This window comes from Microbispora sp. H10836 (assembly GCF_012999525.1).
In the GTDB taxonomy this organism is placed as follows: domain Bacteria; phylum Actinomycetota; class Actinomycetes; order Streptosporangiales; family Streptosporangiaceae; genus Microbispora.
The window spans coordinates 148,235-169,651 of the sequence record NZ_JABBWU010000001.1 but is presented as its reverse complement, the minus strand read 5'-3'; the positions used below and the strand labels follow the sequence as shown (position 1 = coordinate 169,651).

19 protein-coding genes and 1 tRNA gene are annotated in these 21,417 nt (G+C 70.7%); 6 read left to right on the top strand and 14 right to left on the bottom strand.

The window, feature by feature from the left end; genetic code table 11:
* Window positions 1-46 precede the first annotated feature (46 nt).
* Together HHX30_RS00760 and HHX30_RS00755 are read left to right on the top strand one after the other, a co-directional pair.
* Window positions 47-1,864, top strand: coding sequence for an ABC transporter ATP-binding protein (locus HHX30_RS00760; RefSeq protein ID WP_311921911.1), 1,818 nt, complete (start codon window positions 47-49; stop codon window positions 1,862-1,864).
* Between the two features lie 153 nt (window positions 1,865-2,017).
* Window positions 2,018-2,380 (top strand): nuclear transport factor 2 family protein, encoded by a 363-nt coding sequence (locus HHX30_RS00755; RefSeq protein ID WP_169978322.1) that lies wholly within the window; start codon window positions 2,018-2,020, stop codon window positions 2,378-2,380.
* Between the two features lie 72 nt (window positions 2,381-2,452).
* Here HHX30_RS00755 and HHX30_RS00750 read toward each other — a convergent pair whose 3' ends face one another.
* The 7 genes from HHX30_RS00750 to HHX30_RS00720 all read right to left on the bottom strand — a co-directional run bounded on the left by HHX30_RS00750 (window position 2,453) and on the right by HHX30_RS00720 (window position 9,108).
* Window positions 2,453-2,845 (bottom strand): thioesterase family protein, encoded by a 393-nt coding sequence (locus HHX30_RS00750; protein WP_311921910.1) that lies wholly within the window; start codon window positions 2,843-2,845, stop codon window positions 2,453-2,455.
* Window positions 2,846-2,877: 32 nt separating this feature from the next.
* Window positions 2,878-4,023 carry an acyl-CoA dehydrogenase family protein gene (locus HHX30_RS00745; protein WP_169978318.1) on the bottom strand — a complete coding sequence of 382 codons (1,146 nt, stop codon included), beginning with the start codon at window positions 4,021-4,023 and terminating at the stop codon, window positions 2,878-2,880.
* 74 nt (window positions 4,024-4,097) lie between these two features.
* On the bottom strand, window positions 4,098-5,378 hold the full coding sequence (locus tag HHX30_RS00740; protein WP_169978316.1) for an ABC transporter substrate-binding protein: 1,281 nt from the start codon (window positions 5,376-5,378) through the stop codon (window positions 4,098-4,100).
* Window positions 5,339-6,421 carry a branched-chain amino acid ABC transporter permease gene (locus HHX30_RS00735; RefSeq protein ID WP_396703269.1) on the bottom strand — a complete coding sequence of 361 codons (1,083 nt, stop codon included), beginning with the start codon at window positions 6,419-6,421 and terminating at the stop codon, window positions 5,339-5,341. The genes HHX30_RS00740 and HHX30_RS00735 overlap by 40 nt, the downstream gene beginning before the upstream one ends.
* A gap of 64 nt (window positions 6,422-6,485) precedes the next feature.
* Complete coding sequence (locus HHX30_RS00730) at window positions 6,486-7,376, bottom strand: branched-chain amino acid ABC transporter permease (protein WP_169978312.1); 891 nt, start codon at window positions 7,374-7,376, stop codon at window positions 6,486-6,488.
* Entirely contained in the window at window positions 7,376-8,125 is a 750-nt protein-coding gene (locus HHX30_RS00725; protein ID WP_311921908.1) for an ABC transporter ATP-binding protein, read from the bottom strand. The genes HHX30_RS00730 and HHX30_RS00725 overlap by 1 nt, the downstream gene beginning before the upstream one ends.
* A 116-nt stretch (window positions 8,126-8,241) precedes the next feature.
* Window positions 8,242-9,108, bottom strand: coding sequence for an ABC transporter ATP-binding protein (locus tag HHX30_RS00720; RefSeq protein WP_169978310.1), 867 nt, complete (start codon window positions 9,106-9,108; stop codon window positions 8,242-8,244).
* Window positions 9,109-9,295: 187 nt separating this feature from the next.
* On the opposite strand from HHX30_RS00720, the gene HHX30_RS00715 reads away from it, so the two are divergent.
* Window positions 9,296-10,474 (top strand): CdaR family transcriptional regulator, encoded by a 1,179-nt coding sequence (locus HHX30_RS00715; RefSeq protein WP_169978308.1) that lies wholly within the window; start codon window positions 9,296-9,298, stop codon window positions 10,472-10,474.
* 112 nt (window positions 10,475-10,586) lie between these two features.
* Here HHX30_RS00715 and HHX30_RS00710 read toward each other — a convergent pair.
* Window positions 10,587-10,661: transfer RNA gene (locus HHX30_RS00710), tRNA-Leu, on the bottom strand.
* Between the two features lie 119 nt (window positions 10,662-10,780).
* On the opposite strand from HHX30_RS00710, the gene HHX30_RS00705 reads away from it, so the two are divergent.
* Complete coding sequence (locus tag HHX30_RS00705; protein WP_310741750.1) at window positions 10,781-11,377, top strand: response regulator; 597 nt, start codon at window positions 10,781-10,783, stop codon at window positions 11,375-11,377.
* Between the two features lie 206 nt (window positions 11,378-11,583).
* Window positions 11,584-12,888: an ABC transporter substrate-binding protein gene (locus HHX30_RS00700; RefSeq protein ID WP_169978304.1), complete on the top strand. Its 1,305-nt coding sequence runs from the start codon at window positions 11,584-11,586 to the stop codon at window positions 12,886-12,888.
* Between the two features lie 104 nt (window positions 12,889-12,992).
* Here HHX30_RS00700 and HHX30_RS00695 read toward each other — a convergent pair whose 3' ends face one another.
* The 6 genes from HHX30_RS00695 to HHX30_RS00670 form a co-directional block, all read right to left on the bottom strand.
* Window positions 12,993-13,457, bottom strand: a complete 465-nt coding sequence (locus tag HHX30_RS00695) for a hypothetical protein (RefSeq protein ID WP_169978302.1) — start codon at window positions 13,455-13,457, stop codon at window positions 12,993-12,995.
* Between the two features lie 103 nt (window positions 13,458-13,560).
* On the bottom strand, window positions 13,561-14,439 hold the full coding sequence (locus HHX30_RS00690) for an ABC transporter ATP-binding protein (RefSeq protein WP_169978300.1): 879 nt from the start codon (window positions 14,437-14,439) through the stop codon (window positions 13,561-13,563).
* On the bottom strand, window positions 14,436-15,365 hold the full coding sequence (locus HHX30_RS00685; RefSeq protein ID WP_169978298.1) for an ABC transporter ATP-binding protein: 930 nt from the start codon (window positions 15,363-15,365) through the stop codon (window positions 14,436-14,438). Before HHX30_RS00685 ends, HHX30_RS00690 begins: the two co-directional genes overlap by 4 nt.
* Complete coding sequence (locus tag HHX30_RS00680) at window positions 15,355-16,344, bottom strand: branched-chain amino acid ABC transporter permease (protein WP_169978296.1); 990 nt, start codon at window positions 16,342-16,344, stop codon at window positions 15,355-15,357. The genes HHX30_RS00685 and HHX30_RS00680 overlap by 11 nt, the downstream gene beginning before the upstream one ends.
* A gap of 13 nt (window positions 16,345-16,357) precedes the next feature.
* The gene (locus HHX30_RS00675) at window positions 16,358-17,641 is read right to left on the bottom strand and encodes a branched-chain amino acid ABC transporter permease (protein WP_249349515.1); all 1,284 of its coding nucleotides are present in this window, start codon (window positions 17,639-17,641) and stop codon (window positions 16,358-16,360) included.
* Window positions 17,642-18,100: 459 nt separating this feature from the next.
* The gene (locus HHX30_RS00670; RefSeq protein WP_169979678.1) at window positions 18,101-18,481 is read right to left on the bottom strand and encodes a PaaI family thioesterase; all 381 of its coding nucleotides are present in this window, start codon (window positions 18,479-18,481) and stop codon (window positions 18,101-18,103) included.
* Window positions 18,482-18,579: 98 nt separating this feature from the next.
* Between HHX30_RS00670 and polA the strand changes: the two genes are divergently transcribed.
* Window positions 18,580-21,261, top strand: coding sequence for a DNA polymerase I (polA, locus tag HHX30_RS00665; protein WP_169978294.1), 2,682 nt, complete (start codon window positions 18,580-18,582; stop codon window positions 21,259-21,261).
* Window positions 21,262-21,417: the final 156 nt, after the last annotated feature.

The window sequence follows — 21,417 nt, the reverse complement described above, 5'->3', positions numbered from 1 at the left end:
CGGCGGAAGTGAGCGCCCCAACGAGCGAGCGGGAAACACCGAGCGAGTGGGAAACACAACCTGGCGGGGGGTGGCCGCGGAGGACCGTGACGAGATCTCCGAGCGCGTGTCCCTGCTGCTGCGCACCCGGTCGCGCCGGCTGCTCGGCGACCTGCTGCGCCCGCACCGCCGGGCGATCGCCGTGCTCACCGCGGTCATCGTGGTGTCCAACGCGGCCGGCCTGGCCCTGCCGTACCTGGTGAAGGCGGGCATCGACGACGGCATCCCGCCCATGCTGCGCGGTCAGGGCGCGGGCACGCTGCTCACGATCGTCGGCGCGGTGCTGGCCGCCGCGCTCACGCAGGCGTTCACCCGGCAGGCGTTCCTGCAGATGTCGGGCCGGATCGGCCAGGACATCCTGCTGGAGCTGCGCCGCCGGGTCTTCGACCACTTCCAGCGGCTGTCGCTGCCGTTCCACGAGAAGTACACCTCGGGGCGGGTCATCTCCCGGCTCACCTCCGACGTGGACGCCATCGCGGAGCTGCTCGAGTCCGGTTTCGACGGTCTGGTCACGGCCGTGCTCACGCTGTGCGGCACCGCCGTCATGCTGCTCGTCCTCGACGTGCGCCTCGGTCTGGTGGCGCTGCTGCCGCTGCCGGTCCTGCTGCTGTTCACCCGGTGGTTCCGCCGCCAGTCGAGCGTCGTCTACCGCCGTACGCGGGAAGCGGTCGCGCTGGTCATCGTCCACTTCGTGGAGTCGATGACGGGGATCCGCGCGGTGCAGGCGTTCCGCAGGGAGCCACGCAACCAGGAGATCTTCGAGCGGCTCAACGACGGCTACCGGGCCGCCAACACCCGCGGCATGCGCCTGGTCGCCGTGTTCATGCCCGGCATCAAACTGATCGGCAACGTCACGGTCGCCGCCGTCCTGCTGTACGGCGGCCTGCTCGCGATGCGCGGCACGGTCACGGTCGGCGTGCTCGCCGCGTTCCTTCTCTATCTGCGCCAGTTCTACGAGCCGATGCAGGAGATCAGCCAGTTCTACAACGCCCTGCAGTCCGCGGGGGCGGCGCTGGAGAAGCTGTCGGGAGTGCTGGAGGAGCGGCCGTCGGTGGCCGAACCGCGCCGCCCGGTGCCGCTGCCGCGCGCCGCCGGGGCGTTGCGTTTCGAGGGCGTCCGGTTCGCCTACGGCGACGGCCCGCCGGTGCTGCCGCTGCTCGACCTGGAGATCCCCGCCGGGCAGACCGTGGCCGTCGTCGGAACCACGGGCGCGGGCAAGACCACGCTGGCCAAGCTCATCGCCCGGTTCCACGATCCGGTCGCCGGGCGGGTGCTGCTCGACGGCGTCGACCTGCGTGACCTGGACGAGGACACCCTGCGCCGCCACGTGGTGATGGTCACCCAGGAGAACTACCTGTTCAGCGGGACGATCGCGGACAACGTGCGGTTCGGGCGGCCCGGCGCGCCGGACGCGGAGATCGAGCGGGCCGCCGAGGCAATCGGCGCCCACACGTTCGTCTCCGCGCTCCCCGGCCGGTACGAGACGCATGTCGGCAAGCGCGGCGGCCGCATGTCGGCGGGGCAGCGGCAGCTCGTCGCGTTCGCCCGGGCCTTCCTGGCCGACCCCGCCGTGCTGATCCTGGACGAGGCCACCTCCAGCCTCGACGTGCCGAGCGAGCGGCTCGTGCAGCGGGCGCTGCGGACGATCCTCGCCGACCGGACCGCGCTGATCATCGCCCACCGCCTGTCCACCGTGGAGATCGCCGACCGGGTGCTCGTCATGGAGCACGGCCGGATCGTGGAGGACGGCCCGCCCGACCGCCTCATCGCCGGCGCCGGCCGGTTCGCCCGCCTCCACCGCGCCTGGCTCGACAGCCTCGCCTGAGCTGCTCCCCGCGTCCCGGTCCACCCGGCCGGGCTGATCCCGGGGGAGTAGCGGCGGATGACTCCGTGAGTGGGACGCCGCCAGAGGTCCGGCCGTACGAGGATTGCCGGTCATGAGAACACCATTCAGGTACGTCCGCCGCGAGGTGGTCTGATGCCCGATTTCCACGCCTTCCTGACGCGGCTGCCGTACGAACTGGCCTTCGGCCACGAGGACCCGGCCACGATCGTGGACCGCTACCACACCCCTGACCTCGAATACCGCACCGACGGCAACGTCCTCGACCGCCGGCGGCTGATCGACCACGCCGGTCCGGCCCGCAAGAACGCCCGCGAGCTGGACATCCAGGTCCATGAGACGCTGATCGACGACGACCGGGCCGCCGCCCGCTACACCATGACCGTCCGGACCAGGAAGGACAAGACCCTGCGGATCGAGGTCCACCTGTTCGCCCGGCTCGCCCCCGACGGACGGGTTCGCCGCGTCGACTCGATCACCCGGACGGTGGAGCCGTGAACCTCGCTCTCATCGGCTTCACGGGCCGCATCGGCCGCCCCGCGCGACCGGGGCGCCGTCCGTGCGGCACGGTCACGCGGGGGAAGGGGGGAGGAGGAGTCGTTCCATGGCGGGGCGCAGGGGCGGGCCGATCTCCACCGGGCGGCGGGTGTGCCGGTCCACGAAGACGTGGGTGAAATCGCCCTCGGCGATCAGCGTGTCCCCGGTGAACAGGCCGAGCTCGTAGCGGACGCTGGAGCGGCCCAGGTGGCCGATCCGCAGGCCCACGCTGATGACCTGGGGGAAGGACACCGAGGCCCGGTAGGAGCAGCGCGACTCCACGCACAGGCCGATGGCCGGGCCCTCGTGGATGTCCAGCCCGCCCTCCTCGATGAGCCAGGTGTTGATCACGGTGTCCATCAGCGAGTAGTGCACGACGTTGTTGACGTGCCCGTAGACGTCGTTGTCCTTCCACCGCGTGGGCACGTCCCGCCAGTGCGGATATGCTCCCCGGTCCTTCACAGGCCCAGATCCCGGCCGACGATCTCACGCATGATCTCGTTGGACCCCGCCCAGATCCGGGTCACCCGGGCGTCCATCCATGCCCGCGCCACGCGGTACTCCCTCATGTAGCCGTAGCCGCCGTAGAGCTGCACGCAGGCGTCGATCACCTGGTTCTGCACATCGGCGGTCCACATCTTGGCCTTGGCCGCGTCGACCGCCGTCAGCTCGCCGTCGGCGTGGGCGGCCACGCACTGGTCGACGTACGCCCGGGTCACCTCGACCTTCGTCACGAGGTCGGCGAGGGTGAACTTGTTGTACTGGAAGCTGCCGATCGCCTGGCCGAACGCCTTGCGCTCCTTCACGTACGACAGTGTCTCGGCGAGCACGGCGGCGGCGTGCGAGATGTTGGTGACGGCGCTGCCGAGGCGCTCCTGAGGGAGGCGCTCCATCATCGCGACGAACCCCCGGTCCACCTCGCCGATCACGTTGGCGGCCGGCACCCGCACGCCCTCGAAGAACAGCTCGGCCGTGTCGGCCTCCGGCTGGCCGACCTTGTCCAGCTTGCGCCCCCGGTGGAAGCCGGGCATGCCCTCCTCGACCGCGAACAGCGTGATCCCCTTGGCCCGCTTCTCCGGGCTGGTCCGGGCCGCGACCACGACGAGGTCGGCCTGGTAGCCGTTGGTGATGAACGTCTTGGAGCCGTCGATGATCCAGTCGGAGCCGTCCCTGACGGCGGTGGTGCGCAGTGCCGCCAGGTCCGACCCGCCGCTCGGCTCGGTCATGCCGATCGCGGTGATCACCTCTCCCGAGCAGAACGGCGGCAGCCAGCGCTTCCTCTGCTCGTCCGTCGTCAGCTCCACCAGGTACGGCGCGACCACGTCGAAGTGGATGCCGAAACTGGACGCCAGAGCCATGCCCACCCCGGCCAGTTCCTCGGTGAGCACGGCGTTGAAGCGGTAGTCGCCCGCCGCCGCGCCGTCGTACTCCTCGGGGACCTCCAGGCCGAGGAGTCCCTGCCGGCCGGCCTCCCGCCACACCTCGCGGTCGATCAGCCGGCGCTCGATGAACTCCTCGGCCCTCGGGGCGACCGAGCGGATCACGAACTGCCGCACGGAGTCGCGGAAGGCCTCGTGGTCCTCGCCGTAGATGGTGCGTCGCATCGATTCTCCAGACGATTGTTCGGCATGGGGATACTAGCCAGTGCCCCACCGGCGCGGACGTGGCCCCTCGCGGGTCAGCCCACCGGCACCGGGTAGTCCTTCGCCAGCTCGGAGACCTCCGGCTCCCGGAAGACCACCGCGCCGCCGAGCGCCGCCTTGTCGGGCTTGAGCACGTACGACGAGCGGGAGGCGGGCTTGTCGAAGAACGTGAAGTCCATCGGCGTGCCGAAGTCGCCGCCGAAGCTCGACTGCGAGCGGTGGGCGTTCAGGACGCCGTCCCGGCTGAGGTCCTTGGCCTCGCACGCCTTCTTCATCGCCTCGTCCACGATCATCGCGGCGCTCCAGCCGCTGGCCACACCGCTGTCGAGCGTCTCGCCGGGGTACTTCGCCTGGTAGTCGGCCACCAGCTTCCGCATTCCCGGGTTCTTCACGCTGACCGGCGTCCCCGCCGTCACGTAGTAGAAGTCCTTGAGCAGGGCCGGCGCGGCCGGCGTGCCGAGCAGCTGCGGCGAGTACGCCGAGTTGCTGCCGACGAACGGCACGTCCATGCCCTTGGCGAGGGACACGCCGACCAGCGAGGCCGTCTGCCGGGGGCCCACCGAGACGAGCACGGCCTTCACCCCGGCCGCCTTGAACGCCGCCACCTGCGCGCTCATGTCCTGGTCGGTCGCCTTGATCTTCTGCTCGACGATCCGCAGGCCGAGCTTGTCCGCGGCGTACTTCGAGCCGTTCAGCGAGCTCTCGCCGTAGTCGCCCTCGAAGTACAGGTGCCCGATCTTGTCGCCGGACTTGACGCCCTTCTCCTTCGTGAGGAACTCGACCCCGTTGATCATGTCGATGTCGTACGTCGTGCCGGTCACCTGGATGGCCCGGCTGCCGAGCAACGTGGTCGCCCACGCCATCGGGATCGTGAGCAGCCTGTCGCCGTCGACGCGCTGCTTCAGCGCGGTGATCATCGGAGATCCGATGAACTGCGGGATCGCCGCCGACCTGGGCGCGACCTCGGTGTAGGCCGCCACCGCCTTCTGCGTGTCGTAGCCGTGGTCGCGGACGACCAGCTCGTACTTGCGGCCGCAGACCCCGCCGCCGGCGTTGACCTGGTCGAAGTACAGCTGCTGCGCCTGCGTCTGGCTCTTGCCGAACGACGCGTACGGGCCGGTCAGGTCGGTGAGCGCGCTCACGGTGATCGTGGTGGCCGTGACGCCGGGGCCGGTCTTGACCCCGTCCCCGCTCACCGCCCCGGCGTCCGCGCCGCCCGTCGCCTTATCGCTGGCGCACCCCGCGGCCGAGGTCGCGACGGCCAGGGACAGCAGGGCTAACGCCGCGATGCCGGCGCGGGTGCCGATTTCGCCCATTTGAGCTCCTTGAGTCGAACGCGGCCGAGCCGCGTGGCGAGCCCGGCCAGACCACCGGGCAGGAACAGCACCACCGCGACGACGGCGGCGCCGTAGAGGATCCGCGCGGCCTCGGCGGGGGAGACCCCGCCGGAACCCGGCTCGGCCACCAGCGGCAGCGCGTCGCTGTAGCGGGTGAGCAGCTGGGGGAGCAGGGAGACGAACGCGGCCCCGGCGACCGCCCCGGCGACCGATCCCAGGCCGCCGATCACGATCATCGCGAGGTAGTCGAGCGACAGCAGCATGCCGAAGTAGTCCGGCACGACCTGCTGGAAGACCAGGGCGACCAGCACCCCGGCGAGCCCGCCGTACATGGACGACAGGACGAACACGCCCGCGCGGTACCGGGCGACCGGGACGCCCATGACCCCCGCGGCGATCTCGTGGTCCCTGATCGTGTTCATCGCCAGGCCGGGACGGCCGCGCAGCACACCCCGGGCGAACGCCGCCGCGCCCGCGAGCAGCGCGATCCCGAGGAACCACAGCCGTTCGAGCGACCCGAACGGCACGTTCAGCACCACCAGCTCCGGGGTGTCGGCGAAGACGAACCCGAACAGCTCCATCGGCGGCACCGGCCGTCCGTTGAAGCCGCCGGTCACCGGCTCGGCGTTGAACAGGACGTGCTGGCCGACGAAGATCAGGGCGAGCGTGGCGATGCCGAGGTAGGCGCCCTTGAGGCGGCCCGCGATCGGGCTGAACAGTCCGCCGCACACGCCCGCGACGGCCACCGCCGCCACGGCCGCGAGCGGTGTGGGCAGCCCCAGGTCCGACGACAGGTAGACGTAGGAGTACGCCCCGGCCGCGAGGAAGAAGGCATGTCCCAGGGACAGCTGCCCGGTCGCCCCGGTCAGCAGGTTGATCCCGATGGCGCCGATCGCCGCCGACATCGCGAACAGCCCCGCCTGCAGCCAGAACCCCTCCAGGTAGAACGGCACCGCCACGGCCGCCGCGAGCACCGTGAGCCACAGCGCGGCCCGGATAGGCCGCGCCGGGAGGCGCAGCACGGCGGGCCGGTACGCGGGCCGTGTGGGCGTAGCGGGGGTGGGCGTCGCGGCTGTGGGTGTGGAGTCAGACACGGGCCGGCTCCTTCGTGCCGAACAGCCCGGAGGGCCGCAGCAGCAGGATCACGATCATCACGAGGAACGGCGCCGCGTCGCCGATGCCGCGGCCCAGGAAGGCGAGCTCGCTCTGGTAACCGCTCATCAGCGTCTCGGTGACGCCCACGATCAGTCCTCCGGCCAGCGCCCCGGTGGTCGAGTCGAGCCCGCCGAGGATGGCCGCGGGGAAGGCCTTCATCGCCGCCGCGGCCGTGCCCCGGTCGAGGCCCGGCGTCGGGAAGACGCACAGGAACATCGCCGCGACCGCGGCCAGCGCCCCGGCGACCGCCCACGCGCTGAGCGAGACCCGGCCGAGCCGCACGCCCATCAGCGCGGCGGTCTCGGCGTCCTCGGCCGTGGCACGCATCGCCACGCCCCAGCCGGTGAACTTGAAGGCGAGCAGGAACGCCACGATCAGCGCGGCGGCGACCGCGAGGGCCACGACGCGGGTCTCGGCGACCGTGATCGGGCCCAGACGCAGCACCCGGTCGCCCCAGGGGTCGCCCAGGGCGAGCACCTCGGTGCCGATCCGGCGGGTGAGCTCGGTCGTGAGCAGGATGTCCACGCCGATCGTGACGATGGCCAGCACGCCGCGCGAGCCGACGTGCGCCCGGCGCAGGATCAGGAACTCCACCAGCGCCCCGACCAGCGCCGCCGCCGCGATCCCCGCCGCCAGCGCCGCCCAGAACCCGACCAGCGGGTGCAGCCTGGCGATCACATAGCCACCGGCCAGCAGCAGCGACGCGTGCGTGAAGTTGACCACCTCGGTCGCCTTGAAGATCACCACGAAGCCGAGCGCGATCAGCGCGTACACGGCTCCGACCGAGATCCCGTTGACGAGCAGTTCCAGGAAGACCGCCATCACGCCTCCCCGCCGAAGTCGCCGAGGTAGGCGCGGACGACCTCGGGGTCGCGCTGGACCTCCTCGGGCGGGCCGTCCGCGATCCGCCTGCCGAAGTCGAGCACGGTCACCGCGTCGGCGATCCGCATGACCATGCCCATGTCGTGCTCGACCAGCAGGATCGAGATGCCGAGGCTCTCGCGCACCGACCGGATGAGGGCGGCCATCTCCCGCCGCTCGCCGCCGTTCATCCCCGCGACCGGCTCGTCCAGCAGGAGCAGCCGCGGTTCCATGCACAGCGCCCGGGCCAGCTCCACCCGCTTCTGCACGCCGTACGGCAGCAGGCCCACCGGGACGGGCAGCGCCTCGCCGACGCCCGCGAACGCCGCGATCTCCTCGACCCGCGCGCCGTGCCGTACGGCCTCGCGCCTGGCCGAGGGCAGCCGCAGACCGGCCGAGACGAATCCCGCCCTGGTGAGGCGGTGCCGGCCGAGCATGAGGTTGTCGCGGACCGTGAGGTGCGGGGACAGGGCGATGTTCTGGAAGGTCCGGGCCACGCCCAGCGCCGCCACCCGGTGCGGGCGCAGCGAGGTCAGCTCGGCGCCGCCGAAGCGCACGCTGCCTGAGGTCACGCGGTAGACGCCCGACAGCACGTTGAAGCAGGTGGACTTGCCGGCGCCGTTCGGGCCGATCAGCGCGTGCACGCTGCCGGGGGCCACGGTGAAGCTGACCGCGTCGAGCGCGGTGAGCCCGGCGAAGCGGACCGTCACCTCGCTGACCAGGAGGTGCGCCGGGCCGTCCCCGCCTGTCGTACCGACCGGTTGGTTTGCCGGGGGCGTGCGGAGGCGCCTCGCCGGGTGTGCCTGCGATTCGCCGCGGTGGCGGGTCATGCCGTCCATCTCGCCAGCCTGGTCCTCTCGTGCCTCTCGCGGCTCTGGTGGCCGTCGGCGGCGCCGGGGTCGGTACCGACCGGTCGGTCTGTATCGGGCGCGCCGACGCCGAGGTAGCGGCGGCGGACCTCGTCGCTGGCCGCCAGGTCCGCCGCCGGTCCCGACAGCGTCACCTCGCCCACCTCCAGCACGTACGCCCGCTCGGCCAGCGCGAGCGCCATCGCCGCGTTCTGCTCCACCAGCAGCACCGACGTGCCCTGGGCGTTGATCTGCCGCACGGTGCCGGCGATCCGGGCCGCCATCAACGGCGCCAGTCCGAGCGTGGGCTCGTCAAGCAGCAGCAGCGAGGGACCGGCCATGAGCGCCCGGCCGATCGCCAGCATCTGCTGCTCGCCGCCCGACAGCAGGCCCGCGCGCTGGTGCGCCCGCTCGGCCAGCACCGGGAACAGCTCCAGCACCCGCTCGCGGGCCGCCGCCGCGCGCCTGCCGGGCACGCCCAGCGCCCCGGCGCGCAGGTTCTCCGCCACGGTCATCCGGGCGAACACCCGCCGTCCCTCCGGCACCTGGACCACGCCGCGCCGCACGACGGCCGCCGCCTGCGCGCCGTCGAGGCGGGACCCGCCGAAGGAGACCGTGCCCGACGTGATCGCGCCCCGGTGGAACCGCAGCGTCCCCGACACCGCGCGCAGCAGCGTCGTCTTGCCCGCGCCGTTCGCGCCGAGCACCGCGGCCACCGCGCCCCGGGGCACGGCCAGGTGGACGCCGCGCAGGGCGCGCACGGGGCCGTACCGCACCTCCAGGCCGACGACCTCGAGGCCCCGCTTCCCCGGGCCGCCGCTCGCCGGGCCCGCCTCACCAGACATCCGCGCCTCCTGTGACTTCGATGAAGGCACACCCAACCCAGCGCGGTCGAGGGCCGTCCAGCGCCGGGAGTCAAGTCGGGACCCCAGCCCATGCCCGCCGGTCGTGTCCTGTGCTCCAGCACAATCCCGCATCACGAAACGAGAACCGAACCTTGTTCCGGACGCTGCCGGCTGGCACATTCGGGGCATGAGGTCCAGGACGGACTCCGAGGTCCGGGAACTGCTGCGGACCTCCGCCGCAGGACTGCTGGAACGGCTACCCCGGCTCGCCGACGAGCTGGTGAAGCGCGGCAGGGACAGCGACGAGGCCTACCGCATGACGGTCCCCTACGAGGACCACTGGAAGAGCACCCATGAAGGGCTGCGGGTCGGCATCACCGCGATCCTGCAGCCCCGGCACGAGCGGCGCGACGTCGCCTACGCCCAGACGGTCGGGCGCAGGCGGGCCGAGTTCGGGCTTCCGCTGGACTCGCTCATGCGCAGCTACCGCCTGGCCGCGCAGGTCACCTGGAACGGCGTGATCGACATCATTGGCGACCAGGGGCAGGAGCGGCTGCCCGCCCTGCTGCGCAGCGCCACCCATGTGTGGCACGCCATCGACCGCCAGGCCGTGGCGGCGGCCGACGCCTACCGCCGCCGGGAGAACGAGCTGCTCGGCCGGACCAACCAGCGCGTCAACGCCATGCTCGACGCCCTCCTGGAGGGCCGCGCCGACGCGGCGGTGGCCGGCGTGGCCGCCGGCGCCCTCGGCCTGCCGGAGCACGGCCGCTATGCGGTCGTCACAACGCGGCTGCCCGCGCAGCCCGACCGCGTGCACCGCCCCGACGAGATCGGCGGGCTGCGCTTCCTGTGGCGCATGCGCCCGGACCTGGAGATGGCGGTCGTGTACCTCGGCGACCGGGAGCTGGACGACCTGGTGGCCGCCATCACCCCGGTCGTCTGCGCGAGCGCCGGCGTCAGTCCGGTGGTGGAGAGCCTCGCCGACCTCGGCACGGCCCGCCGCCTGGCGGAGGTGGCCATGCGCACCTGCTCGGGAAGCGCGCCGGAGGTCGCGCGGCTCGACCGGCGGCTGCCCGCCGCCCTGGTGGTCTGCCAGCCGGAGCTGGCCGGGCACCTCGCGGGCGGCGTCCTCGGCCCGATCATCGCCTCACCCGACGGCGGCGTGCTGCTGGCGACGCTGGAGGCGTGGCTGCGCTGCGAGGGGTCCGCGGCCCGGGCGGCGGCCGAGCTCTACTGTCACCGCAACACCGTCTTCAACCGGGTGCGCCGCATCGAACAGCTCACCGGCCGGTCGCTGGCCCGGCCGCTGGACGTGGTCGAGCTCTCCCTCGCCCTCGACGCCGTCCGTCTCCTCCCCGGCACCTGAGTCCGTTCGGACGAGGAGACGGAGAGCCCGACGGCGAGTCGTGGAATCGTCACACGTCGCCGGCCATTGCAGTCGCCGCTGACGGTTTCCGGGCGAACGCGAGGAGTGAAAGTGCCCCGGGTGGGACTCGAACCCACACTGTACGGGTTTTGAATCCGCTCCCTCATGCCAATTGGGGTACCGGGGCTTCAATCCGGACATTGCGTGACTTGTCCGAACCCGTCGCGCAGGAGCCTACCAAACGGTGATCATTCACGAGGCCCCTGGCGTGGTTCTAATGTAGCGGACGTCGGTAACCTCTTGTGCGTGAGTACGCAGCGGCGAGTGGTGATCGCGGAAGACGAGGCACTGATCCGCCTCGACCTGAAGGAGATGCTCGAAGAGGACGGTTACGCCGTGGTCGGCGAGGCCGGCGACGGTGAGACGGCGGTCAAGCTCGCCATGGAGCTCCGCCCCGATCTGGTGATCCTCGACGTCAAGATGCCCGTGCTCGACGGGATCTCGGCGGCCGAGCGCATCGTCTCCGAACGGATCGCGCCGTGCCTCATCCTCACCGCGTTCTCCCAGCGCGACCTGGTCGAACGCGCTAGGGACGCGGGCGCGATGGCCTACCTGGTCAAGCCGTTCACCAAGGGCGACCTGGTTCCGGCGATCGAGATGGCGGTCAGCAGGCACGAGGAGATCGCCGCGCTGGAGAAGGAGGTCTCCACGCTGTCGGAGCGGCTGGAGACCAGGAAGCTCGTGGAGCGGGCGAAGGGCCTGCTCATGGCCCAGCACGGGTGGACCGAGCCCCAGGCCTTCCGGTGGATCCAGAAGGCGTCCATGGACCGGCGTATGAGCATGCGCCAGGTCGCGCAGGTCGTGGTGAACGAGAGCGGCGGCGAGGCCCAGCCGCCCGCCTGAGCGTCCCCTTCCGGACCCGGAGGAGAAGACTCCTGGTCAGGGGCCGTCCCGCTAAGTTGAGGAGTTATTACGACTCCGCATCCAAGTGCGGACAGTTCTGATGCATCCCTGGTCGGGCCGTGCCCGGCCTATGTACCTTTCAGCCATTCGATCGGGACCAGTCGGCAGCGCTGACGATTCCCGGGCCTGGATGAAGGAGATGCTTCATGATCCGCATTGCCCCCCTCGGGCGGGCGCTGGCCGTCGCCGCGGCCGCCAGCCTCGCGCTGACGGCCTGTGGCGGTGGCGAGGACAGCGCCGCGCCGGCTTCCTCGGCACCGGCGGCACAGTCGTCCTCCGCGCCCGCCGCCGCCACGGCGCAGGGCGACGGCGTTCTCACCGTCGGCACGCTGTTGCCGCAGACCGGTTCCCTCGCCTTCCTCGGTCCGCCGGAGTTCGCGGGTGTCGGGCTGGCGGTGAAGGAGATCAACGACGCCGGCGGTGTCCTCGGCAAGCCGGTGGTCCAGATCGACACCGACTCGGGTGACACGTCGACCAACATTGCGTCCCAGTCTGTCGACAAGTTGCTGCAGCAGAAGGCCGATGTGGTCGTGGGCGCCGCCTCGTCCTCGGTGTCGCTGTCGGTCATCGACAAGATCACCGGTGCGGGCGTCGTGCAGATCTCGCCGGCGAACACCTCCGACCAGTTCACCACCTACAACGACAAGGGCCTGTACTTCCGTACGGCTCCGCCGGACGTGCTGCAGGGCCGCGTCCTCGGCGACCTGATCCTCGCCGACGGCAACGACACGGTCGGCATCCTGGCCCTCCAGGACGCGTACGGCACGGGCCTCGCGGACAACGTCCAGAAGGCGGTCGAGGGCGGCGGCGGCCAGGTCGTGGAGAAGGTCATCTACGACCCGAAGGCGGCCGACTACTCGGCGGACGTCGCCAAGATCAAGGAAGCCAACCCCAAGGCCATCGCGCTGATCGGCTTCGACGAGACCAAGAAGATCATTCCTGAGCTCGTCAAGCAGGGCCTGACCGCCAAGAAGGTCAAGTACTACTTCGTCGACGGCAACCTGTCCAACTACGGCACGGGCAAGGACGGCTTCCCCAAGGGCACGCTCGACGGCGCGAAGGGCACCCAGCCGGGCGCCCAGGTCTCCGACGACTTCAAGGCCAAGCTGATGACGATCGACCCGAACCTCAAGGACTTCAACTACGGCCCCGAGTCGTACGACGCCACGATCCTCAGCGCGCTCGCGGCCGTCGCGGCCAAGAGCGACGCGCCGGCGGACATCGCGGCCAAGCTGCAGGAGGTCTCCAGCGGCGGCGAGAAGTGCAAGGACTTCAAGTCCTGCAACGACCTGCTGTCGGCCGGCAAGGACATCGACTTCGACGGCGCGTCCGGTCCGATCGAGTTCAACGAGGCCGGTGACCCGGCCGAGGCGACGATCGGCATCTACGAGTACGGCGCCGACAACACCAACAAGAACGTCGCCTTCAACACCGGCAAGATCGCCGGCTGATCCACAGCACGGCTGATCCACAGCACGAAGGGGCCCGCTCGATGGAGCGGGCCCCTTCCGCGTTCTCGCGGCCGATCCGTTCCGCGTGACACCCCGTGCCCGGGTCAGGAACGGCCGCAGGCGGCCAGGACCGCGGCGGACGCCGCGCGATACCGGCGCAACAGGCCCGGACGCCGGGAAGCGGCCGTGCCGGCCCGGGACAGGGTCCGCGCGACGCCGTCGACGGCCGCGACGGCGTCCTTGGCCGGCGCCGGCAGACGGGTGCCGTACATCTCCAGCGTGCCGCGCAGGTAACCGAACCGGCCGCGTACGTCGCCGTCCCAGTGCTGGGCCTCCTCCTGCCCCGGCGGCAGCAGCGACAACCCCAGGTAGCCGATGGCGGACACCACGCGGGCGCAGGGATCGTCCCCGGCCTTCGCGCCGGTGACGTAGATCGCGCCGGTGGCGGCCGGCGAGGCGGCGGGGGAGGCGGGGGAGGTCCGCGGCCCGGAGGACGGCGCCTGGCAGGCGGACAGGCCCGCCGCCAGCGCCGCGACGACCAGTGCCGCCCTGAGGGGGGTTCGGGTCATACGGCTCATTGTGGCCCCGGCGGTCGCCGATCAGGTGCGGATGAGGTCACAGACGTACGACGAGGGCCCCGGCGCGGGTGCGCCGGGGCCCTCGGAGGAAGGCTCAGGCCCGGGCGAGGGTGCCCAGGTAGAGCTGGATGACCTTGGGATCGTTGATCAGGTCGCTACCGCTGGCCATGTAGGCGTTGCGGCCCTGGTCGAGCACGTAGCCCCGGTGACAGATCTGCAGGCAGCGGCGCGCGTTCTGCTCGACCATGATGACGGTCACGCCGGCCTTGTTGATCTGCTGGGCCTGGATGAAGACCAGGTCCTGCAGCTTGGGCGACAGGCCCGCGGACGGCTCGTCCAGGAGCAGGACCGATGGCTCGGTCATGAGCGCACGGCCCATGGCGACCATCTGCCGCTCACCGCCGGACAGCGAACCGGCGCGCTGCTTGCGGCGCTCGCGGAGCGCGGGGAAGATCTCGCAGACGAACTCGAACCGCTCCTTGAACTTTCCGGGCACCTGGTAGGCGCCCATCTCGAGGTTCTCCTCGATGGTGAGGCTGGGGAAGACGTTGTTCGTCTGCGGGACGTAGCCGACCCCGCGGGCCACCAGCGAGTGGGCCTTGAGGCTGGTGATGTCCTCGCCGTTCAGGATGACCGAGCCGCTGCGCACCGGCACGAGCCCGAACAGGGTCTTCAGCAGGGTCGACTTCCCGGCGCCGTTCGGGCCGATGATGCCGATCAGCTCGCCCTTCTTCACGTACAGGTCGGCGCCGTTGAGGATGTTGACCCCGGGGATGTAGCCGGCGTACAGCTCGTCGGCCCGCAGGAGCGCCTTCTCGGCGCCGGCGAGGTGGTCGGAGCGGTCGACGACGGCCGCCTGTGAGACCTGCTCTTCGGGGTTGTCCGGCGTGGAGGCGCGGTCCGGCTCCGCGGCGTCCTCCGGGGTGGGGACGCGGTCCGGCTCGGCGCCGTTGTCCGGCGTGGGGGCGGTCATGCCTTCTCCTCGATCTCGGCCTCCAGCTCGGCCTCGGCCTCCTGCAGCTGCTCCTCGAACTCCTCGGCGGACATCGGCGCGTCGTGGTGGGCGCCCAGGTAGGCGTCGATGACGCGCGAGTCCGACATGATGGTGTCCGGCGGGCCCTCCGCGATGACGGCGCCCTGGGCCATCACGACCACCCAGTCGCTGATGTCGCGGACCATGTCCATGTCGTGCTCCACGAAGAGCACCGTCATGCCCTCCTCGCGCAGGTCCTTCACGTGCCCGAGGAGCGACTGGGTCAGGGCCGGGTTCACGCCCGCCATGGGCTCGTCCAGCATGACCAGCTCGGGGCCGACCATCAGGGCCCGCGCCATCTCCAGCAGCTTGCGCTGGCCGCCGGACAGCGAGCCGGCGAAGTCGTCGCGTTTGGCGGCGAGCTTGAAGCGCTCGAGGAGCTCCTCGGCGCGTTCGGTGATCTCGTCCTCCTGATTGCGCCAGCTGCCCGGGATGAGCGCGCGGAAGAAGTTCTCGCCGCGCTGGTTCTGCGCGCCGAGCCGCATGTTCTCCATGACGGTGAGCTTCGACAGGGCCTTGGTGAGCTGGAACGTGCGGACCATGCCCGCACGGGCCACCCGGTGGGCGGGCACGCCCTTCAGCTGCTTGCCGTTGAAGGCCCAGGACCCCTCGTCGGCGCTGTCGAAGCCGGTGAGCTGGTTGAAGAACGTCGTCTTGCCGGCGCCGTTCGGGCCGATCAGCGCGGTGATCGACCCGCGCTGGATCTCCACGTGGTCGACGTTGACGGCGGTGAGGCCGCCGAACCGGCGTACGACCTTGTCGACGACGAGGATCGGGTCGGGCTTGGGAACGCCGGGCTCGCGGTCGAGGCCCGCGAAGGCGGCCAGCGCCGCCGCCTTCCTGGACGGGGTGGTGTCAGCGTGCATCGAGCGCGATCTCCCTCTTGTCGCCGAAGATGCCCTGAGGCCGGAAGATGAGCAGGAGCATCAGGCCGAGACCGACCAGCATGAAGCGGACCGCGCCGATGTTGTTCACGGTGAACAACGAGGGGAGCAGGCCGGCGGAGACGGCCTCGCTGAGCGTGTTCCCGACGAAGACCAGCAGCACCCAGAAGATCGCGGCGCCGACGACGGGGCTGAAGACGCGGGCCGCGCCGCCGAGGATCACGATCGTGTACGCGTAGAAGGTGAACTCCGTGCTGAACAAGTCGGGCTGCACCGACGCCTGCCCGAGCGCGAACAGGAAGCCGCCGAGGCAGCCGACCACGCCGCCGAGCACGAGGGCCTGCATCTTGTAGGAGAAGACGTTCTTGCCGAGGCTGCGCACGGCGTCCTCGTCCTCGCGGATGGCCTTGAGCACGCGGCCCCAGGGGCTCTTCATGAGCAGGTAGACCAGTCCGCAGGCGATCGCGATGAGCACCCAGCCGACGGTCAGCACCCACGTCACCCGCTCGTTGAAGCTGATCGGGCCTATGCCGTACGTGCCGGGGGAGTAGGGGTTCATCGCGAAGAAGTCGCCGGAGAAGTTCTGCCGGCCGTCCGAGCCGCCGAAGACGCTGCTGAACTTGACCGACCTGAAGACGAGCCGGACGATCTCGGCCGCCGCGATGGTGACGATGGCGAGGTAGTCGGCGCGCAGCCGCAGGGTGGGGATGCCGAGCAGGAAGGCCAGCACGACGGTGGCCGCCAGGCCGATCACGATGCCGAGCCAGAACGGCAGGTGGAAGGTGGCCACGGTGACGGCCATGCCGTACGCGGCGACGCCGAGGAAAGCCGCCTGGCCGAAGTTGAGCAGCCCGGCGTAGCCGAACTGGATGTTGATGCCGATCGCGGCGAGCGCGTAGACGACGGTCTCCAGGCCGATCGAGGCCTTGACCGTGGTGATGAGGATTGTGGTCCAGTCCACGTGTGGTCTCCGATCAGCCGATGCGCTCGCGCCGGCCGAGGATGCCCTGCGGCCGGAAGAGCATGACGAGGATGAGCACCAGCAGCGCGCCGACCGTCTTCAGCTCGGTCGGCACCACGACCGTGGACAGCTGGATGAACAGGCCGACGACGATGGAGCCGACCAGGGCGCCGAACGCGGTGCCGAGGCCGCCGAGGGTGACGCCCGCGAAGACCAGCAGCAGGACCTGGAAGCCCATCTGGTAGCTGACGTTCTGCGCGAGGCCGAGCATGACGCCCGCGAGCGCGGCGACGGCGCCGCCGACGGTCCAGATGATCCGGATGACGCCGTCGACGTTGATGCCCGAGGAGGCCGCCAGGGCGGGATTGTCGGCGACAGCCCGGGCCGCCTTGCCGACGCGGGTCTTGAGCAGCGCGACCCCGACGAAGACGAGCACGGCGAGTTCGATGCCCATCGCGATGAAGTTCTTCGGCGCGGCGGAGATCGGGCCGACCTGGATGCCTGGCTGGGCGTTGTATTCGGCGTACGGGGCGCCCTCGCCGCCGAAGAAGAAGAGGAAGACGTAGCGCAGGAACAGGGCCAGGCCGATCGAGATGATCATCATGGCCACCAGGCTGCTGCCGCGTCTGCGCAGCCGCCCCCAGAAGAACCGGTCCTGGCCGTACCCGAAGACCCCGCCGATCACGACCGAGATCACCGCGGCCCAGACGAGCGGGAGTCCCACGACCACGTTGAAGAAGTAGGCGCACATCGCGCCGAACGTGAGCAACTCGCCGTGGGCGAAGTTGGTGAGCCCGGTGGTGCCGAAGACCAGCGAGAGGCCCATGGCCGCGAGGGCGATGATGAGTCCGAGGTTGAAGCCCTCGAAGGTGAGCTGGGCGACCCGGTCCCAGAAGGAGGAGGAGTCCGAGGACGCCGCGGCGGCCCCGCCCTGCTCGCCGGCAGGGGCGAGGGCGAACAGGACGTTGCGCTCGCTTCCGTCGTAGACCTGGACGTTCAGGGTGGCCCGATCCTTGAACTTCAGCGCGACTCCCTGGGGGAGCGTCGACTGGTCAAGTGTGACCTTGTATGTGCCCGCCTTGGGGACCGGCATCTCCCACTTGCCGTCGGCACCCGTGGTGGCGTCGCCGACGGGTTTGCCGTCTTCGCCCGCCACGCTGATCTTGACGCCGTTCACCGGCTGGCCTTGGTTTTGGAGTGTGCCCTTCAGGGCCTCCCCGTCCGCCCAGGCGGGGGAGGAGAGGAGAAAGACGAGTCCACCCAGGAAGGCCGTGAACGCGATCACGGCTCTGCGCAATGGTGCTCCCTCTGTTCAGGTCATGGCGGGGTCGTGCCCCCACTGCGGACGCGCAACATCGGTCAGGTTGCTGCGATGTTGTGGCCGGAGCATAAGCCTGAGACGCCCGTTTCGGGGTCGTTCGTCACCAATTGGTGACCATGGTGTGTCACTGACGTGAGAAAGGGTTCGCAGGTCAGGGCATGTAAGGAGTCAACCGGGGATGGGTGCTGAGATTTGGTGCCGAGAAGGCATGAGCCCGTGGGAGGACCTTTGGGACCGTACACAGCTTCCCCGGCTCCGCACGTTGTCTACTCGGTCTCCCACGGGCTCTGGAGCCACAACGGTAGCGACCGGAGCGACTCCCGTGCAAAGAGAGTCGCAAGCCGTTCCGCTATGAGGCCCAATGCGTCGTAAGGGGGTTTCGTGGTGCTTGCCTGGCCGCCGCGCGGGCGAGTCCGGCCCGCGCGCATCCCGGCCTCAGCGAGCGTCCCTGATCATGCAGGTCAGACGGGCCGTGCAGACCGTGCGGCCCTCGGCGTCGGTGATCTCGATGGCGTACGTCGCGAGCGTCCGGCCGCCGTGCACGCGGGTGGCGACGGCGGTGACGTCGCCGGAGGAGGCGGAGCGGTGGTGGGTGGCGTTGATCTCGATGCCGACCACCACCCGTCCCGCTCCGGCGTGCAGGGCGGCGCCGGTCGAGCCGAGCGTCTCGGCCAGCACGCAGGAGGCTCCGCCGTGCAGCAGGCCGTGCGGCTGGGTGTTGCCCTCGACGGGCATGCGGCCGACCACCCGGTCGGCGCTCGCCTCCAGGATCGTGATGCCCATCCGCTGGTGCAGGTGGTCCCCGGACGCGTTCATCGACGCCGTCAGTTCCTCGGGATCCGTCAAGGTCAAGGGGACGCCTCCTGTGGGAAGAGCACGGGTTTTCTGTCGTACAGGGAGACTAGGCTGCGGGTGTGCCGAAGAGTGAAGCGACCCCCACCCGTCCGTGTCTGCTGCTCCTGGACGGGCATTCTCTTGCTTATCGCGCGTTCTACGCGTTGAAGGACGCGAACCTCATGACCACGGACGGTCAGCACACCGAAGCGGTGTACGGCTTCACCTCGATGCTGGCCAACATCCTGCGCGACGAGCAGCCGAGTCACGTCGCGGTCTGCTTCGACCGGAGCGAGCCCACCTTCAGGCACGAGGCGTACGACGGCTACAAGGCCAACCGGGCGGAGACCCCCGAGGACTTCCGCGGCCAGATGCAGCTCATCTTCGAACTGCTCGACGCGCTGCGGATCCCGCGGCTGTCGGAGCCGGGCTTCGAGGCGGACGACCTGATCGCGACGCTGGCGACGCGCGCCTCCGGCGAGGACATGAGCGTGCTCATCGTGACCGGCGACCGCGACGCGCTCCAGCTCGTCGACGAGAAGATCACGGTGCTGATGACCAGGCGGGGCATCAGCGACATGACCCGCTTCACCCCCGGCGCCGTCATGGAGAAGTACGGCCTCACCCCGGCCCAGTACCCCGACTTCGCGGCCCTGCGCGGCGACCCCAGCGACAACCTGCCGAGCATCCCGAGCGTGGGGGAGAAGACCGCCACCAAGTGGATCGTCGAGTACGGCTCGCTGGACGAGCTGGTCCGGCGGGCCGACGAGGTGAAGGGCAAGGTCGGCGACAAGCTGCGCGAGCACCTCGGCCAGGTGATCCACAACCGGATGCTGACCGAGCTGAAGCGCGACGCCCCGGTCGACGCCGAGGTGTCCGCGCTCACCATGGGCCTGTGGGACCGCGAGGAGGTCAACAAGCTCCTCGACGCGGTGCAGATCCGCGGGGAGCTGCGCGAGCGTCTGTTCAAGGTCCTCGGCACCACCGAGCCGGAGGCCGGCGAGGGCTTCGAGCTCGAGGTGACGGTGCTGGAGCCGGGCCAGGTGGCCGGCTGGCTGGCGGCCATCCCCGGAGCCCGCGCCGGGCTGGCCTTCCAGGGCTCCTACGGCAGTGGCACCGGACGGCTGGAGGGCGTCGCGATCGCGGGGCCGGACGGCGCCGCCTACCTCGACCCCACGCGGCTGACGGAGGAGGACGAGGCGGCGCTCGGCGGCTGGCTGGCCGACGAGAAGCGGCCGAAGGCCGTGCACGACGCCAAGGGGCCGCTGCTCGCGCTGTGGGCACACGGCCTCGACCTGCGCGGCCTCACCTGCGACACGGCGCTCGCCGCCTATCTGGCGATGCCGGGGCAGCGGTCGTTCCCCCTGGAGGACCTGGTCCTGCGCTACCTCCATCGCGAGCTGCGGGCCGAGTCCGCGCCCGGCGGGCAGACCTCCCTGTTCGATGACGCCGACGAGGGCGCGGCCCGGGACCTGGCCCTGCGGGCCCAGGCCGTGCGCGACCTGGCCGACGCGCTGGAGGCGCACCTGTCCAAGCGCGGCGGCACCCGGCTGGTGACCGAGGTCGAGCTGCCCCTGGTGCGGGTGCTGGCCGAGCTGGAGCGGGACGGCATCGCCGCCGACCGGCAGTACTTCGCGGCGCTGGAGGCGGAGTTCGGCGCGGCCGTCAAGCAGGCGGTCGAGGCCGCCCACCAGGCGGTGGGGGAGCAGTTCAACCTCGGCTCGCCCAAGCAGCTGCAGGAGATCCTCTTCGGCAAGCTCGGCCTGCCGAAGACCAAGAAGATCAAGACGGGCTACACGACCGACGCCGACGCGCTCGCCTGGCTGGCCCAGCAGACCGACAACGAGCTGCCGGTGATCCTGCTGCGCCACCGCGACCAGACCAAGCTGCGCACCACGGTCGAGGGCCTGATCAAGGAGATCGCCGACGACGGGCGGATCCACACCACGTTCAACCAGATCGTGGCGGCCACCGGGCGGCTGTCGAGCGAGAAGCCCAATCTGCAGAACATCCCGATCCGCACCGTCGAGGGCCGGCGCATCCGCAAGGGCTTCGTGGTGGGGGAGGGCTTCGACACGCTCCTGACGGCCGACTACAGCCAGATCGAGCTGCGGATCATGGCGCACCTGTCCCGGGACGAGTCGCTGATCGCGGCCTTCGAGTCGGGCCACGACTTCCACCAGGCCACCGCGTCCCGCGTCTTCGACCTGCCGCCCGAGCAGGTGGACGCCGACCTGCGCGCCCGGATCAAGGCCATGAACTACGGCCTCGCCTACGGCCTGTCCGACTTCGGCCTGTCGGGGCAGCTCAACATCCCCGTCGCGGAGGCCAGGGCGCTCAAGGAGGAATACTTCGAGGAGTTCGGCGGCGTCCGCGACTACCTGGAGTCGATCGTCGCCCAGGCACGCACGGACGGCTACACCGAGACGATCCTGGGCCGCCGCCGCTACCTGCCCGACCTGACCAGCGACAACAGGCAACGCCGGGAGATGGCCGAGCGGATGGCGCTCAACGCGCCCATCCAGGGTTCGGCCGCCGACATCATCAAGGTCGCCATGCTGAACGTGCAGAGGGCGATCGAGGGCATGCGCTCCCGCATGCTGCTCCAGGTCCACGACGAGCTGGTGTTCGAGGTCGCGCCGGGCGAGCTGGAGGAGCTGACCGAGGTCGTGCGCACGCAGATGTGCCGGGCCTACGACCTGAGCGTGCCGCTGGAGGTCAGCGTGGGCGTCGGGACCACCTGGGAGGACGCCGGCCACTGATCCTTCCCGCCGACCGGCCACCGCTCGCGGGAACGCCGCGGTGGACCACGGCCCCGCCCGGTGGGGTGCGCGGCGGGTCCAGCCGGCCTGGGTCCGCCCGGAGGCGACCGGGCCGAGGGCCCGCCGGATCAGGGGTCAGGGGGCAGGGGTTAGTAG